Below are 17662 nucleotides of genomic sequence, written 5' to 3' on the forward strand. Positions count from 1 at the left end.
AACTCCTGGCTCAGCAGTAGAGGCGAAAAATGAAAACAACATCATCTTCAAAAGTTATTGGTATCGAGCGTTATCGTGCTGCAACAGAGAATCAAACTGATTCACTTGATATCACTCACTTAGCGCTACAACTTCAGCAAACGATTGAGTTGACTCCATTACTACAAGCATTTTGTCACGAAACAGCTCGCCTTATCCCTTGCGATTCTGTCCGTTATAAAAATGAAAACCGACTTTTAAATTATCAGACAGGTGAAACTAAAGTTCATCGGTGCCGTTATCAACTTGAATTAGAAAATGAGTTACTAGGTGAGATCGAATGCACACGCGCTAAACCATTTTCAATTATAGAAACGGATCTGATGGAACGATTGTTAAGCCTGTTAATTTATCCACTACGAAATGCACTTTTATATCAAAAAGCGGTTGCTGAAGCGCACAGGGATCCACTCACTCAAATTAGTAACCGGGCAGCTTTCGATGAAGCATTAGACCGAGAGATCTGCTCATTCAAACGGCACTTAACCGGCTTTTCGCTCATGGTGATTGATATTGATCATTTTAAAAATATTAATGACACTTACGGTCATATTGTTGGAGACTCAGTTTTGAAAGCTGTCGCGCAAAAAATACGTAACACAGTCAGACGTTCAGACGAAGTGTTCCGTTACGGCGGAGAAGAATTTGTTGTTCTTTTGTCTAACACAGAGTTGGATGGTGCCAAATTTATTGCTGAACGAATTCGTAGGGCAATCAAACAAGTCACCATTAATTCAAACAAAAATATTTCGGTAACCGCTTCTGTTGGTATTTCTTCAGCAAATAATTTAAAAGATGTCAGCGACACTTTGTATCACGCCGACAAGGCTCTTTACCAGGCAAAAGATGAAGGTCGAGATCGTGTTGTAGTTCGTCCTTAATTCACCTGAATTCAGGCGAATTAGTCAAAATAAAAAGTCAGTAAAAAGAGAAAGGCGAACATCATGTTCGCCTTTTCTTTTATGCAAAATATGCCTCAAAGAATTTCTTTATTAACCAATTTTCGGTTCAATAATTTTTAATCTTTCGATGGATAAAACTTCTCTCCGGCTTCCGCTTTTTCAACTAACAATTGAGCTGGTTTAAATCGCTCGCCGTGTATTTTTTCCAGCATCTCCATTTGCTTAACAATTTCCTGCGCGCCAATCGAATCAATATAACGGAATGGTCCGCCCAAAAATGGAGGAAACCCAATACCAAAAATTGCGCCGATATCGCCGTCTCGCACATTGCGAATAATGCCATCTTCCAAACAACGTACTGCTTCATTCACCATCATTAATAAACATCGCTGCACAATCGTAGAGTCGTCCATGGTGTTACCCGGCTGGATCCCCAGGGCAAGATAAATGCTTTCATCAACGGGTTTGCTACCCTTAACGTCGTAACGATAAAAACCACGCCCATTTTTTCGCCCTTTTCGATCATCAGACTTGAGCTTGTCAAACATCGCCGGCGGTGCCATACGACTGCCAAAAGCTTCTTCCAGAATGGGCGCAACTTTGGTGGCGACGTCAATTCCCACTTCATCCAATAAAGTCATCGGGCCAACTGGAAATCCTGCATTAACCAGCGCTTTGTCAAGACGATCAACAGCGACACTCTCTGCAACTAGTTGCCCGGCTTCATTCATGTAAGGCGCCAATATTCGATTCACATAAAACCCTGCACCATCACGAACAACAATAACCGTTTTGCCTTGTTGGCGACCAAACTCTACACAAGTTGCAATGACTTCATCAGATGTTTTATCGCTTTTGATAATTTCCAGCAACGGCATTTTATCGACGGGGGAAAAGTAATGCAGGCCGACAACTCTTTCCGGTCTTTGACTGGCACTGGCAATATCGCTAATTGGAATCGAAGAAGTGTTGGTCGCAAAAATAACGTCTTCATGACAATTTTCTTCAATCTCTTTGACCATTTTTTGTTTAAGATCCAAGTCTTCGAAAACGGCTTCGACCACTAAATTAACGCGTTTAAAACCGCTATAGTCTGTGGTGCCACTAATCGCAGCAAAGCGTTTACTCGCGTGATTAATTGAAATACGTTTTCGTTTTATTCGTTTGCGATAAATTTCCCAACAATATTTAAGTGCGTGGTTAATCCCTTCACTATTCATATCTTTAATTCGAACAGGTTTGCCAGCTTTATCTGCTGTCACAAAGGCAATTCCAGCTCCCATAAGACCACCGCCGAGTACGCCGACTCTAGCAATATTTTGGGGCTTAGCATCGCTCTCAACGCCACTGTCTTTTTTCAATTCTGTGGTCGCGAAAAAGATATTCATCAGCTGCTCTGACTCGGGCGATACGACTAATTCACCAAATAATTTTGCTTCGGTCGCCATACCCGCTTCAAACCCTTCTTCCATACCAACTTTGACGCATTCAATAATTTTCGGCGGCGAAGGATAGTTTCCATGGGTTTTCTTGTTGACGGTTTGCAGTGCTTTGTCAAAAATAATGTTACGTCCAAAACTCGATGTTTCTAACACTAACTTTTGCAACTCAGGTAGCTTTAGTAGTGAAGATGGTTTCAACTCAAGTTTTAATTCGCTAATTTTGCGGCGTTTTCTGCCAATTTGGCGAATAGCAATTTTTTCCGCAGCTTTGCGCAAATTCGCTAATGGAACGACTTCATCAACCAAGCCCAGCTTTTTCGCTTGCTTAGCGACTAGCTGCCGTCCGGTGAGCATCATATCAAGCGCCGAAGCAATACCGACTAATCGCGGCAATCTTTGTGTTCCACCGCCACCGGGAAGCACGCCTAGTTGAACTTCAGGCAACCCCAATTTAGTGCTTCGGTCATCGGTACAAACCCGATGGCTACACGCCAGCGTTAACTCTAAACCGCCACCAAGACATGCGCCATGAATAGCCGCAACAACGGGCATATTCATATTTTCGAGGCGAGAAAAGACTTTATGCCCCGTTAAGGCTAACTCAGTTGCTTCTTGTGCCGTTTTAATGGATTCCAACATGGCAATGTCGGCACCGGCAACAAAATTGTCGTCTTTTCCGCTAGTTAAAATCAGTGCTTTTATCCCGGAGTTACTTTCAATTTCATCAAATAATGCGGTGATTTCATCAACAAATTCACCTCTTAAAGTATTTTGAGACTCGCCGGGAACATCAATGGTTATCCATCCAATTCCGTTATCGGAAACCTGTAAAGAAAATGCTGATTTCTTATTAGCGTTCATTATTCAGCCTCCAAAATCATAGCGGCGCCTAGTCCACCTGCCGCGCAGGCAGTCGTCAACCCTAAACCGCCACCGCGTCGGTTAAGTTCCCTTAAAGTTTGTGTGATCATTCTTGCCCCTGTCGCTGCAAATGGATGACCGTAAGCGAGCGATCCACCGAGCACATTAAACTTATCCATATCAATTTCACCAATCGCACTCGAACGATTCAGTTTTTCTTTGGCAAATTGCTTGCTGCCAAACGCTTTCACATTACAAAGTGTTTGTGCGGCAAAAGCTTCATGCATGTCGACCAGAGTGAGATCAGACAGACTCAGCCCCGCTCTATCTAACGCGAGGGGGGTCGCGTATGACGGCCCCATCAACATATCATGAGTGGCATCAATTGCGGCGAAAGCATAGCTGCGAATATAACCCAGAGGCTTGTAGCCGAGTTCTTTCGCCCGCGACTCACTCATCAACAACAATGACGCGGCACCATCGGTTAAACCGGTACTATTGGCGGCGGTTAAGGTGCCATGTTTTTTATCAAAGGCCGGACGTAGTTTTTTATAAGATTCAAGTTTAGAATCAAATCGTACGGTATTGTCTCGAGTCAGCGCTTGTTTAAAAGGTTCAACATAAGCGGTCATGACTTCATCATTTAATACGCCCGATTCCCATGCGGCAGCAGCTAATGTGTGTGAACGGTGGGCCAGTTCATCTTGCTGCTCACGAGCAATATCATGGTCTCTTGCCATCTGCTCTGCGTTTTGCCCCATGGTTAAGCCGGTAGAATATTCCTTAACCGAAGGTGGCACAGGTGCAAGATCTTTCGGACGCAATTTGCTCAGTAGCTTTAATCGTTGCCCCATGGTTTTGGCTTTTGACAGGGAAACCAGGATAGATGCCAGTTTCTTACCAACACCAATAGGTACAACCGAGGATGTGTCCGCCCCACCCGCGACACCAATTGAAATACTGCCAGCCATTATCGACTCGGCAATGCTAGCTGCAGATTGAAAACTAGTTGCGCAAGCTCGTGAAACACTGTAAGCGTCGGTACTGACATCCATCCCTGAGCCCAATACAATTTCGCGCGCGATATTAGGTGCTTCAGGTTGAATCAAAACCTGACCAAACACGACGCGTTCAATCAATGATAAATCGATCTCTGTTCTTGCCAACATTTCAGAAACGACCATTTTGCCCATATCAATCGCGTTGGTGCTTTTGAAGTGAGTCAGCTGGCGGGCAAATGGCGTTCTTAATCCGGCGACAACAGCGACACGTTCGCCTTGACTGACAGAAGCACGCTTTTTGCGTGAAGTGGTTTTAGCGCGACTGGTCTTTTTCTCAGCTTTAGCCTCAGCACCAACTTCGCTATCCTGTTGACTTTTATTTTCAGTAACGGTCTTATCAGTTACAGTCTTAGTCGCGTTTTCAGCGGCATTGTCTGCAGCAGCCGAAGTTTTATCAGAATTTTGCTTATTTTCTGGAGTTTCACTCATACTTGCTCTCGCTCGGTCGATCTTTCAGGTACGTCAGTTTCTCGCCACTATTCTGACTATAGCTTACTGACTATAGCTCACGGATCAATCTGGTAGAAACAAATAGTGACTTAATACACAAGTATTAAACTAGTACAAACAAGACCCTGTTGAAGTTGAAGGTTGCAGCAGAATTTAACTGATCCGACCAATTTATTCAAACGTTTGTTTGAATTTAACTTTAAAACGGCAATAATCACTGTTTCGAGTTACACCAATAACAGTCCTGCCATTCACAACATGACGTGATGCGAGATGGCCTTCATGGTTAACTTCTTACCTCACCATTGCCCCTGACAACAAACTTTTCGCTGGTTAAGGACTCCAGCCCCATCGGACCATAAGCATGTATTTTTGACGTGGATATACCAATTTCTGCGCCCAAACCTAATTCACCGCCGTCCGAAAATCGTGAAGAAGCATTGACCATCACCACCGAGGCGTCAACCCGGTTAACAAACTTATCAGCATTTTGTTGCGAATCAGTGACGATCACTTCGGTGTGTCCCGAGCCATATTGGTCGATAAAATCAATTGCCTGATCAATATTCTTAACTACTTTACAGGAAATTTTCAGATCGAGAAATTCCGCTAAAAATTCTTCTTCTCTCGCTTTATCGATGGACGGCAAAATTTCAATCGTTTCTGCACACCCAAACATCTGCACATCTTTTAAATGAAGGGCTTGAAAAGCCTGTTGTAAAAACTGCTTGGCGATGACCTGATGAACCACGAGCCCTTCCAGCGCATTACAAACGCCTGGTCGTTGAGTTTTTCCATTAATTAGGATATCAATTGCCATATTAAGGTCGGCCATTTCATCAACGTACAAATGGCAAACGCCTTTATAGTGTTTAATCACCGGTATGTGACTGTTAGCGACCACATGTCGAATCAGTCCCTCCCCGCCGCGAGGTATAACCACCTCGATATGTTGGTCCAATTTTAATAGTTGATCTAACAATTGACGGTCAGTGGAGTTCAACACATTAACAGTGTCTGCACTCATTTCATTGTCTATGAGCGCTTCTCGCCAACATTGCGCAATGGCTTGATTAGACTCAAAAGCTTCCTTTCCGCCCCGCAGAATAATACCATTACCACTCTTTAGCGCGAGCGCTGCGGCTTCCACCGTCACATTTGGACGCGATTCATAAATCATCAAAATAACACCCAGCGGAATTCGTTTCTTTGTCACTTTGATGCCACTCGGTTGAACAACCTCCGGGTAGCTTGAAGTTAAAGGATCAGCTAAATTCGCCACCTGATTGAGCGCTTGTTGCATCTGGCGAATTGTCGTTTCATTAATCGTTAAGCGATCAATCATTGCTCGACTCAAACCAGATTGCTCGGCACGTTCTAAATCAATCTTATTTGCCTCGAGAATAGCAAGACGATTCTTTTCGATTAAATCTGACATGCTTTTTAATATTTCATTTTTCTTTTGTTCAGAACTCACACCTAATAATTTTGCTGCTGATTGAGTTTTTTTACACTGCAGCTGAACTTGCTCTATATTAACTAATTGATTCATGTTACTTACCCGAATGATAATTTTTCTATCTCAGTTAAAACAAAAGATTCAAACATCCTGATGATTAAAACACTAACGGCCAATAAACAAAGTGCCAGAAATTGTTTCGTTTTTTAATCTTTCAAATGATTTTGCTTCGCGGCCATTGATAATGATTGTGTCAATTCCTGCCCCGGTTGCTAATTGTGCAGCCTGTAATTTTGTGTGCATTCCGCCTGTTGCAATGGGGTTATTAGTGACGTCAGCAAAACCCAGAATACGTTCATCGATTGTGTCAACTGTTGCCAATAACTTCGCATCGTCAAACTGCTTAGGGTTCTTATCGTAAAGTCCATTCACATCACTACAAATGAGTAACAGGTCAGCATCACACATCACCGCCACGCGCGCTGCCAGATTATCATTGTCTCCGACAACTAGTTCATCAACGACTACCGAATCATTTTCGTTGATGATAGGTATCGCATCCATTTTGAATAAAGTTTCTAACGTGTTTCTCGCGTTAACCACACGTTTATCGCCTTCGAGATCAGAACGCGTTAACAATATTTGCGCGCAAGTATCATCAAATAACTTTTGCCAATGTTGCATGACATGAGACTGACCAATTGCAGCCAGCGCTTGTTTCTGTGGAATTGACAGCGGCTCAGAAAGATCATGATTTGTTAGTCCCGCACCGGCAGCCACACTCCCCGACGATACGATAACAACTTGTTTATTTTGATTGTGGCAATGGTGAATAAAATCAGCCAATGCTAATAAATATTTCGTGCTGCATCCTTTTCCTTCTGGTGCAACTAGCGCACTTCCCACTTTGATCACGACTCTTCGCCATGAAGACTTAAGTTGATTCATCTTAATTCTCAGATTAGTAATTTGAGTCGATTGCTCTCGCAATCGCATTTATAAATTCGATAATTGAACAGTCAACTATCAAACAATTTTGACAAGCAATAGATGAACTAACCCACAAGGGGATTAAAGGAAGGAATACTAATGAATTGTTTCTTGTTGCAAATGAACATAAAAATTCTCAGGTTGCCAAAATCTTTCACTTTGTTTAGAGGTCACTTTTGGGCAACAAATAAGTTTTTACAACGATACGATTTTACAACAATATCGTTTTACCTCTCTCATGCTACTGAATTTTTTTTAAAATTCAAGTTGGCAGTCCATTAATACCATATAAAAAAGTAATAAAGCTTCAAATAAACAAACGAATATCAAACTAATCAAAATTTAAGTTCAATGACTTGAGTTCAAAATCGGGCACAATTAAAACTAAGTCATTCTTACCGGTAATCGGTGCGCCCCCCAATTGCCAGCTTCGGCTTCGAAAACACCAGCGACAACTTGATTGCAATTACAACAATGATTGCCGCCTTTAATATTCCAGTCGCTTAATTGATACCAGTCTCTACCAATTAAAATTTGGTTACAGTGATGGCAGTATGTACTCTGGCCCGACTTATCATGGATGTTTCCAGTATATACATAGTGAACGCCATTTTTTATCGCGATATTTCTGGCCATAACCAGCGTGTCAGCCGGCGTGTGAGGAATGTCCTTCATTTTCCAATCGGGGTGGAACGCGGTGAAGTGCATAGGAACATTCGGCCCGAGGTTTTCAATAACCCATTGCGTCATCGCCTCGATCTCTTGTTCGGAATCATTTTTGCCAGGAATCAACAAATTGGTTATTTCAAACCACACATCAGTTTGGGTCTTTAAATAAATCAGTGTATCTAGTACCGGCTGCAAATGGGCACCAGTGAGTTTGTAATAAAATTTTTCAGTGAAAGCTTTCAGGTCGACATTTGCAGCATCCATGTAACGGTAAAAAATTTCTCTTGGTTGTTCGCAAATATATCCTGCAGTCACAGCTACACTGTGAATGTTTTTTTCTCGGCAAGCTTGTGCAACGTCGATGGCATACTCATGAAATATAACGGGATCATTGTAGGTAAAAGCCACACTACGACAGCCAGACTGACTTGCAACTGAAGCAATTTTTTCCGGCGTTGCTACTGAAGATAATTTATCGATTTCTCGTGACTTACTAATATCCCAATTTTGACAAAATTTACATGCAAGGTTGCAACCTGCAGTGCCGAAAGATAAAACCGGTGTACCGGGAAGAAAATGATTCAACGGTTTTTTCTCTATCGGATCAACACAAAACCCGCTTGACCGGCCATAAGAAGTGAGTTCAATCTGATGATTATGGTTGCGACGGACAAAACACAAACCTCGCTGCCCCTCTTTCAATTTGCAATAGCGAGGACAAAGATCACATTGAACTCTACCGTCATCTAACAAGTGCCAGTAGTCAGTTGCATGATTGAAGTTTTCCATAATAACTAGCATGGAGATATTTTAAATTTTTGCAAGTAATTCTATTGATTTCGAGTGATATTTTCCCCGATATTAAACAAAGCTATAAGCGGCATAATTCATGCCACTTATCAATTATTTCGGTTGTTCTCAGTCAAAACGATCGCTCTTACAATCGATTAAAATTGGTTAATGCTAGTTGAAGTTTTCTTTTAGGATTTTTCTTTAATTAAATACTACAGGAGAATGATCATGGGCCAGGTAAAGTGATAGATTATCTTTAAAAGCAGCAATATCAAAAAAGGCCACATCAACCAATGACGCCCTTTCTTGTTGCCAACAATGGCAAGTTTTCCCGCAACAAAGAAACAATATTCAAATATAATTTTGAATATCCGTTTTTTTCGCACATAATTAAACAAGTGCTCTAGCATGTCTCTATGCCAATGTGCATCTAGGCCCATGCACCTCTAGAACAATATGCTTCTAGACAATCATGTTGATAACACCTGCTTATTTCAAGCAAAGTGAGGTTGATTATGAGAGTAAGGAAAGCCGCGGTTGCTGGTAGTTTCTATCCGGCAGATGGGGACATTCTTGCTCAGTATGTCGATCAATTATTAGATGAAAGTGCCTCTGTTTTTTCGGAAAATGGCGATTATCAACCTGAGTCTGCACCACAAAAGCATGTTCTTTCACCCGATAAGCATTCTTCCAAAGCCTTGATTGTTCCACATGCCGGTTATCAATATTCAGGCAAGATAGCGGCTTATGCCTATTCTATGTTAAGGGCAAGGAAAAACAAAATTAGCCGCATAGTGCTGCTAGGCCCATGTCATCGAGTGTGGATTGAGGGCCTGGCGATTCCGTCAGTTGAGTATTTCTCCACACCATTGGGAGAAATTCCTTTGGATAAACAAAAGCTACAGGAGCTTACCCAATTCGTTCAAATTCAGATTTCGGATTTGGCGCATCAAGAGGAACATTCGTTAGAAGTCCAAATTCCGTTTATTCAGCGCATATTTGACAAAATAAAACTCATTCCCATTGCAGTGGGTGGTGCTTCAACAGAACAGGTTTCGGAAATCATCGAGTACCTTTGGGAAGGCGCCGAAACAATCTTTTTAATTAGCTCAGATCTCAGTCATTTTCTTGATTATCATACAGCCAGAGAAACCGACCGAAAAACGACAGAATATATTAACAACCTCGACTATCAATCGCTGAATCATGAAATGGCATGTGGCAGTACGCCCATCCAGGGACTTTTAAAAGTGGCGCAGGAAAAATCAATGCAGGTTTCAACTCTTGCTCAATGTAACTCAGGAGATACCGCCGGCGACAAGTCAAGAGTTGTGGGGTATGCCTCTTATGCCATCTACTAAACTCACACTTAAAGATAAACAAGTCATTTTGTCAACGGCCAGGCATGCGATTCAATATGGTTTAACTTACAAGGAAGTACCGATACTTGAACTTGGGAATTATTCGTCTCGGTTACAACAAAATACAGCGACATTCGTCACCTTAAAAGAAACCAACAAATTGCGCGGATGTGTCGGCACATTAACGCCATATCAACCATTGATACAAGACGTTGCAGAGCATGCATTTGCCGCAGCATTTCGAGATAACCGCTTTCCACCGGTTAATCACATTGAAGAACCTATGTTGCACATATCCGTTTCGGTACTCTCACCAAAAGAAATGATGGTTGTAAAAGATGAAAAAGATTTAATTAGCCAATTAGAAGCCGGTAAGGATGGAATTATTCTCCAATATCAAAACCACAATGCGACATTTCTTCCGGCGGTGTGGGAAAGCTTAAAGGATCCCAAAACTTTTATTAAGGAGTTAAAATTAAAAGCAGGATTAGCAGAAAATTTCTGGAGTAATGAAATGAAACTCTCCCGCTATACCACCATCACAATTGATTGAAACAGAAGAGTTTTGCTTTAATGCAAAGCGTTTTAAGCAAGTTTTTTTTCGCAGTATTATCTATAGCCAGTTTTACCCAAGCTTAAAACTGACATCAAACTAAAGACTAGAAAGAGAATCTTCGTGCAAACCACATTCTCTTTTTAAACCGCCAAATCGAGTTTGTTCTTCAGTCATACCTAAACTTAATGGCACTGTACTATGAATATCACCAATAGAAACATAACCTTTTTCCCATAAAGGATGGTATGGCAGATCATGTTGCTTAAGATATTGGTGAACAATTCGATTATTCCAATCAATTAACGGATGAACTTTTATTCTCCCTCTGATTTTCTGCACCACCGGAAGATCTTTTCGACTTTCGGACTGAGATCTCATCAAACCAGCAAACCAGGTCTTAACATTCAGTTCGCGCAGTCCGATTTCCATCGGTTCAACCTTATTCATGGTATTGTACTGCTTCAGTCCATCGAGCCCTTTTTCCCATAACTTGCCAAAGCGAGCTTCCTGCCAGGCACTACTCATCTGAGAGCGGTAAACTTTTAAATTCAGGTTTAACCTTTCGGTCAAATCTTCGATAAACTGGTAGGTTTCGGGAAAAAGATACCCGGTATCAACCACGATAACTGGAATGTCAGGTTTAACTCGAGTCACCATATGAAGACTCACTGCAGATTGAACGCCAAAACTCGATGATAACGCAAATTCTGCCGGCAAGTTCTGAATAGCCCACTCAACTCGTTGTTGAGCAGGTAGTTTTTCTAATAGGTGATTCGCATCCAGAACCTCTTTTTCGTTCCACACAGAATCTAACATTGTCATCTCCTAAGAGTGAAAATCAAGCCCATTATTAACAGCTTTTACATAGTTTTTACGAATAACAAAATCGCCAAAATGCTCCTCTTGATTTCGTTCTTCAGAATAATCTTTTAAGATTGGTTCCAATTCCGACAAAATCTGTTGCTCGTTGATATTTTCGCGATAAAGTTTGTTTAATCGATGCCCCGTATGACTGGCACCAAGATACAAATTGTATTTTCCGGGTGCTTTACCAACCATGCCAATCTCACCTAAAAATGGTCGCCCACAGCCATTAGGGCAGCCGGTCATGCGTACATTGATTGGTAAAGATTTAATTGAGTATTTGTCCAAAAGCACTTCTAGTTTGTCGATGAAAGTCGGTAAGTAGCGCTCTGCTTCTGACATCGCCAAAGAACAGGTCGGAAAAGCCACACAGGCAATTGAGTTCAATCGAGTCGGCGACTCTGTTTCACCAATACTGATTTCAAACTTCTTCAATAGCGCTTCTACTTTTGGTTTTGTTTCAGGTTTGATATCACTGATAATCATATTCTGGTTAGGTGATATTCGAAATTGCCCGTCATGAATTTTTGCAATTTCAAGTAAACCAGTGAAAAGCTTTTTCTCGTCTGTATCGACAATACGGCCACTATGGATATATAAAGTCAGGTGCCAATTACCTTTTTCATCTTGCATCCAACCATAGCGATCACCATTGTGAACAAATTCAAACGGTTTAGCTTCAGCCAACTCATAGCCTACATAAGCAGATAGCTTTTGCTTGAAACCTTCTAAACCAAGTGTATCGACCGTATATTTCAGCCGCGCGTGCTTACGCACTTCTCGATTTCCAAAATCTCGTTGCACTTTCACAACGTTTTCAGAAATATCTAGTACTTGATCCAATGTGCAGAATCCAATCACGTCAGCGACTCTCGGATAGGTTGTTTCATCTCCATGGGAACTCCCCATGCCACCACCAATTGTCACGTTAAATCCAATAAGCTTTTCATCTTCGATAATGGCAATAAAACCTAAATCGTTGGCATAAACATCAACATCATTGTAGGGAGGTATCGCAATTGCCGTTTTGAATTTTCGTGGCAAATAAGTTTCGCCATAAATTGGCTCTTGAGACGACTCAACTTTCTCTCCATCTAACCAAATTTCATGATAGGCTTTGGTTTTAGGAAGCAGATGCTCACTGATTTTTTTTGCCCAATCAAACACTTCAGCATGAACGGCGGAAGTCTGTGGTAAAGGGTTACTCATCACGTTTCGATTCACATCGCCACATGCTGCAATGGTATCCAGCATTGACTGATTAATACCAGCAATAGTAGTTTTTAAATTGCGCTTAAATACTCCATGCCACTGATAGGCCTGTCGTGTTGTCAAACGCAAACTACCGCTAGAATACTGAGTCGCGAGATTAGCCATTTGAATATATTGTTCAGAAGTTGCCACACCACCAGGAACGCGAGCACGGATCATAAATGAATACAGTGGTTCCAGTTTCTGTTTGCGTCGCTCGTTACGCAGGTCACGATCATCTTGCTGATAAATACCGTGAAATTTAATCAACATTAAATCATCATCAGCAACCGAACCTGTCACAGGATTCTTTAAGCTAGGCGTAATGGTTCCGCGCAGATAATCACTTTCTACTTTAATTCTTTCAACATCTGAATGCGTTGACGGATCATATTTTGTTTGTTCAATTGCCATGATTAATATACATCTCTTTGATATCGCTTTTCTTTCTTAAGCGCCTTGATAAACACTTCAGCGTCTTCTTGTGACTTGCCACCCTGCTCTTTCGCAATAGTGATTAACGCACTCTCAACATCTTTAGCCATTCGACTCATGTCACCACAAACATAAATATAAGCTTGCTTTTCATTAATCCACTGCCACAGGGATTCTGCGTTTTCTAACAAACGATGTTGAACATAAACTTTCTCAGATTGATCGCGTGAAAAAGCAACGCTTAAGTGAGTGAGTAATCCGTCCTTAAGATAATTCTGTAATTCAACCTGGTATAAAAAGTCAGTATTGAAATTAGGGTTGCCGAAGAAAAGCCAGTTTTCTCCGCTTGAAGATATTTCTTGGCGTTCTTGTAAGAATGCTCGGAAAGGTGCAATCCCAGTACCTGGACCTATCATAATAACTGGCTGATCGTTTTCTGGAAGTTTAAAGTGGCGGTTCTCATCAACAAAAACTAACACTTCATCATCTTCCTGAAGGGCTTCAATCAAGAAGTGGCTTGCCGTTCCATAGCGAGTTCCATTGTCATTTTCAGATTGTTGCAACCCGACGGTTAAATGAACTTCTTCAGGAGCCGCTTGTAAACTCGACGCGATAGAATACATTCTTGGTTTAATCGGCTTGAGTAAATCCACCAATTGTTGCGCTTCCAGTTTTTTCGGTGAAAACCGAATCACATCAACCAACTGGTTGTTTTTGATAAAATTCAAATAATTTTCAGCAACGATCTCTCGTAACGCATCTGAATTAGTGAGTTCGGCATATTGCGACACAAATTCTTTATTAACCAAAGAAATTTCGAGGTTCTCAGTAAGTGCCTGAACCAGTGTTTTAGTGCCCTCTTTGAGAGCAATCTGCTCATCACCCGTTAACTCGGTTAGTGTCAAGATCTCGGAAACCACCTCGGCATTATTCTTCGCCCAAACGCCCAGAGAATCTCCTGGTAAATAGTTTATGCCAGAGCCTTCCAAAGATAACTCGAGATGATTAATGTGTTTTATCGAACCACGGCCGGTAATTTTCTGATTTTCGAGAACTGTCGCAGTAAAAGGATTGGCTTTAGTCCACTCACAGGCAGGGTTCGCTGTTGTAATGTTTTGAACATCGGCTGTTGGCGCAAAATCTGAAAGTAGCGCAACTTCATCAACAACTTTTGCAATCCATTCTGCAGCTGGCGCATCATAATCTAAATCACAATCAACCCGCTCAACTAAGGATTGAGAGCCGAGCTTGCTAAATGCCTGGTCGAAATCTTTACCGGTTTGGCAGAAGAATTCGTAGCTAGAATCACCCAGGCTAAGAACGGCGTGTCGTACACCTTCTAACTTAGGTGCTCGTTTGCCAAGTACATACTCGTGGAAGTCAATTGCATCATCAGGTGGCTCGCCTTCACCGTGTGTTGAAGCGATCATCAAAATGACCTGTTGCTCTTTGAGCTTGTTGCTTTTGAAATCTGCCACTGATGCTAATTCGGCATCGATGCCTTTTTGGCCCAGATTTTGGTGCAGCAATTCTGCCAAGTCTTGCGCATTACCGGATTGAGAAGCGTAAAGAACCACTGTTTTTAGCGCGACGGGCGCTTGTGAAACAGCAGCAGCGGTTGGCAAAATGCTCGACTCGACACCTGTGTGCTTGGCATCTGCGAGCCCAGAGCAATAACCACTTAACCAGTAGAGTTCTTTACTATCGAACTTCTGCACCGTCTCAAGGAGATCGGGGTTTAATGGCAGTGCATTGTGAGGAAGGTCAACTTTTTTATTCACAATATCTATTCAATTAATGATAATTGAACAGAATTTTGAGCCTGTCAGCTAATTTCGACCACTAATTATCGGCTATTGGGTAATAACCACTGGTAATGTAATGATTAACTTTTCCGTCACTCTTAATAGAAAACAAGATTCCTGTCTTTAACGCGCTTTTAGCTAGCCTTCAAGAATGCCCGAAACTCGTCTTGCGACAAGGGTTTACAAAAATGATATCCCTGGGCACAATCACAATTCAACTTTTTTAGATACTCTCGCTGTTCGTCATTCTCAACCCCTTCGGCAATCACAGAAATCCCCATACTATGACCCATTGCTACAATGGTTTGTGCGGTCGAATTTAGTTGGTTGGTTGTTGTAATTTCATCAACAAAAGATCGGTCAATTTTGATCGTTGAAACCGGTAACTTATTTAAATGGGCAATCGACGAGCTACCAGTACCATAATCATCAATGGAAACGCCTACTCCCAGGCGTCCGATATGACCAATTTCACGGACGACACGCGCCGATTTTTCCATCGCTGCCGATTCGGTTATTTCGACATCAAGGTTTTTAGCCGGAAAACCTGTTTCGCTGAGCATCCGAGAAAGTTCATCACCGGCGCCTGCATTAAGCTGCCTGGCTGATAAATTAATGGACAACTTAAATTCAGGAATACCCTGCGACCACCAACTCATGCACTGAGTCAGCGCTTGTTCCGTCACTATTCCCCCAATTTTGGGTATTAACCCTGTTTCCTCGGCAATGGGAATAAATTCCTCCGGACCAATCACGCCCCGAACGGGATGCTGCCATCTGGCTAAAACTTCAACGCCGACCAAACGCTCGGTATCCAGCTCAAATATTGGTTGATAATAAGCTTTAATTTCACCACTGTTTACAGCATTTGATAGCTCTACAGCCAGCTTTTGTCGAGATTGAATAAAGTCGCTTAAAGACGACTTAAAAAACAAATATTTGTTCTTTCCTTCAAATTTCGCCTTGTACATTGCTTTGTCAGCATATTGCATTAATTGCGCGGCATTAAGAGAATCTTGAGGATAGATACTAATCCCTATGCTGGCCGATATAGCCCAGTGAGAATGGCCATAACTCTCCTTCTCAACGGCATTTAAAATCTTTTCTGCGATGTGAGAAAGTTCGGTGGTTTCACCAAAATCTTCGACAAGTAACACAAACTCATCTCCGCCAAACCGAGCAAGAGAATCTTCTTTGCGTAAGCAAGATTCCATCTTCTGAGCAACAGACTGCAAGACTTTATCGCCTGCTTCATGACCGCGATTATCATTAACCTGTTTAAAATTATCTAAATCGATAAATAAAATTGCTAGTGAAGTATCTTTACGCGAACAGAGATCAATTGCATGCTCTAAGCGTTCGTAAAAATTCTTACGGTTGGGTAGCCCGGTCAAATTATCGTAGTGCGCTGCTTGCTGAAGCTTTTCTTCTTCCTTCTCCCGCAGCAACACAATGCTTGCTAAATTGGCGGCAGTTTCAAGTAACAATCGATAAAACTCATTGGCTTCTCTTTTTTCAAACATTGACAGCGCAAAAGATCCAATGACATTTTCATTAGAGTCACGAATTGGAATAGACCAACAAGCGATGACTTTAAACTCTCTGGCAAAATCTCGTAATCCCTCCCATCTCAAATCTTCCTCGGTGTTAATTACAAACTGTGGGGTTTGTTCGTAAACTGCGGTGCCGCAAGAACCTTGTTTTTTTCCAGGCACCATACCATTTAATTGATCCACTGCGTCTTGAGGAAGACTTGGGGCAGCCCTAACGAGCAACTGAGTCCGAGACTGGTTGTAAAGCATAATACTCGCGGCCGAGTTTTGAAGAATTTTTTCAGCCGAGATACAAAGTTGCTCTAGTGCGTGCTGATAATTATTTTGGCGCACGACAACTTCTAGAATATCTTTTTGTACTTTGAGTAGTTGGTTGGCTTGTTGATGATTTAATTGGGACACAGACGAGCTTTTGATACTACCAGGACGTTCCATGCAATCGACCTCTCCATTTAATACACGATTTACTTACTGCAGAAGGTTACTTTAAGCCACAACCAGGATAGATTCCATTTCGTCGTTAGATATATAGCTTAATAGACACAGAGCGCAGTGAGTTTATTACTAATTAGTATAACAAAACTCAGGCAATGAATAAATTCGTGGGATTTGTTTAAGTGAGATAAGGGGGAAACAGCTTAAAATATACTAGTTCTCCAAAAAACAACGGTGCCGGACCAATGTCCCTCATTATGACCCTAGCGATAAAAACAGGCCTGCGATCGCTCAACACGACTCAACGCTCCTAAATCTATAGATTATTGCGTATTCAGGAAATATTTTGCAAACCTAACCGTTTAACAGACGAGTAAAGCCAAACCATAAAGGAAGCAGCTAAATGATTGAAATAATTGAAGAAGCAACCGAAAAACCGATTTGCCCACACTGTGAACAGAGTATTAGTAAAATATTGGCGAATAAAATCAAAAGTACGTTTGGTGTGCGCTATTTATATTTTTGTAGCAAATGCAGAAAAACGCTTGGTATATCTCATCGAAAAGGGTTCTGGATGGGATAAAGAATCGGGGAAAAACGCTGGTGACATTTTTATCAAATAAAGAGTCTAGAAACTCTGGAGATTAAAATGAAGAATCTCAATGAAAAAAGTATCACGCAACGAAAAAAGCCCCAGAGATACTCTCTGAGGCTTTCGATTTTAACGCATTGAAAAC

The 17662-nt window shown here is 41.7% G+C and carries 13 protein-coding genes; 4 read left to right on the plus strand and 9 right to left on the minus strand.

Annotated features, from left to right (window positions below; genetic code table 11):
* The first annotated feature begins 29 nt into the window (after positions 1-29).
* Positions 30-920, plus strand: a complete 891-nt coding sequence (locus tag FLL46_RS16350) for a GGDEF domain-containing protein (RefSeq protein ID WP_142932406.1) — start codon at positions 30-32, stop codon at positions 918-920.
* A 137-nt stretch (positions 921-1057) separates the two neighbouring features.
* On the opposite strand, the gene fadJ is transcribed toward FLL46_RS16350, so the two are convergent.
* From fadJ to amrS, 5 genes are all read right to left on the minus strand, one after another.
* The gene (gene fadJ, locus FLL46_RS16355; RefSeq protein ID WP_142932407.1) at positions 1058-3244 is read right to left on the minus strand and encodes a fatty acid oxidation complex subunit alpha FadJ; all 2187 of its coding nucleotides are present in this window, start codon (positions 3242-3244) and stop codon (positions 1058-1060) included.
* Complete coding sequence (fadI, locus tag FLL46_RS16360) at positions 3244-4734, minus strand: acetyl-CoA C-acyltransferase FadI (RefSeq protein ID WP_142932408.1); 1491 nt, start codon at positions 4732-4734, stop codon at positions 3244-3246. The genes fadJ and fadI overlap by 1 nt, the downstream gene beginning before the upstream one ends.
* A 307-nt stretch (positions 4735-5041) precedes the next feature.
* Positions 5042-6307, minus strand: a complete 1266-nt coding sequence (locus tag FLL46_RS16365) for a glutamate-5-semialdehyde dehydrogenase (protein WP_142932409.1) — start codon at positions 6305-6307, stop codon at positions 5042-5044.
* A 72-nt stretch (positions 6308-6379) separates the two neighbouring features.
* A complete protein-coding gene (gene proB / locus FLL46_RS16370) occupies positions 6380-7162 on the minus strand; it encodes a glutamate 5-kinase (RefSeq protein WP_142932410.1) in 783 nt (260 codons plus the stop codon).
* A 426-nt stretch (positions 7163-7588) separates the two neighbouring features.
* Positions 7589-8662, minus strand: a complete 1074-nt coding sequence (gene amrS / locus FLL46_RS16375) for an AmmeMemoRadiSam system radical SAM enzyme (RefSeq protein ID WP_210418728.1) — start codon at positions 8660-8662, stop codon at positions 7589-7591.
* Between the two features lie 518 nt (positions 8663-9180).
* Between amrS and amrB the strand changes: the two genes are divergently transcribed.
* Entirely contained in the window at positions 9181-10026 is an 846-nt protein-coding gene (gene amrB / locus FLL46_RS16380; protein ID WP_142932412.1) for an AmmeMemoRadiSam system protein B, read from the plus strand.
* Complete coding sequence (gene amrA, locus FLL46_RS16385) at positions 10013-10579, plus strand: AmmeMemoRadiSam system protein A (protein WP_168204197.1); 567 nt, start codon at positions 10013-10015, stop codon at positions 10577-10579. The genes amrB and amrA overlap by 14 nt, the downstream gene beginning before the upstream one ends.
* 99 nt (positions 10580-10678) lie before the next feature.
* Here amrA and FLL46_RS16390 read toward each other — a convergent pair whose 3' ends face one another.
* The 4 genes from FLL46_RS16390 to FLL46_RS16405 all read right to left on the minus strand — a co-directional run bounded on the left by FLL46_RS16390 (position 10679) and on the right by FLL46_RS16405 (position 16925).
* Positions 10679-11398, minus strand: coding sequence for a phosphoadenylyl-sulfate reductase (locus FLL46_RS16390; RefSeq protein ID WP_246119334.1), 720 nt, complete (start codon positions 11396-11398; stop codon positions 10679-10681).
* A gap of 9 nt (positions 11399-11407) precedes the next feature.
* Positions 11408-13111, minus strand: coding sequence for an assimilatory sulfite reductase (NADPH) hemoprotein subunit (gene cysI / locus FLL46_RS16395; protein ID WP_142932415.1), 1704 nt, complete (start codon positions 13109-13111; stop codon positions 11408-11410).
* A 2-nt stretch (positions 13112-13113) separates the two neighbouring features.
* Complete coding sequence (locus FLL46_RS16400) at positions 13114-14913, minus strand: assimilatory sulfite reductase (NADPH) flavoprotein subunit (RefSeq protein ID WP_168204198.1); 1800 nt, start codon at positions 14911-14913, stop codon at positions 13114-13116.
* Between the two features lie 158 nt (positions 14914-15071).
* Positions 15072-16925: a bifunctional diguanylate cyclase/phosphodiesterase gene (locus tag FLL46_RS16405; protein ID WP_142932417.1), complete on the minus strand. Its 1854-nt coding sequence runs from the start codon at positions 16923-16925 to the stop codon at positions 15072-15074.
* A 403-nt stretch (positions 16926-17328) separates the two neighbouring features.
* On the opposite strand from FLL46_RS16405, the gene FLL46_RS16410 reads away from it, so the two are divergent.
* Positions 17329-17508, plus strand: coding sequence for a hypothetical protein (locus FLL46_RS16410; protein WP_142932418.1), 180 nt, complete (start codon positions 17329-17331; stop codon positions 17506-17508).
* Positions 17509-17662 lie beyond the last annotated feature (154 nt).

The sequence above is a fragment of the Aliikangiella coralliicola genome, from assembly GCF_007004725.1.
Classification (GTDB): Bacteria; Pseudomonadota; Gammaproteobacteria; order Enterobacterales; family Kangiellaceae; genus Aliikangiella; species Aliikangiella coralliicola.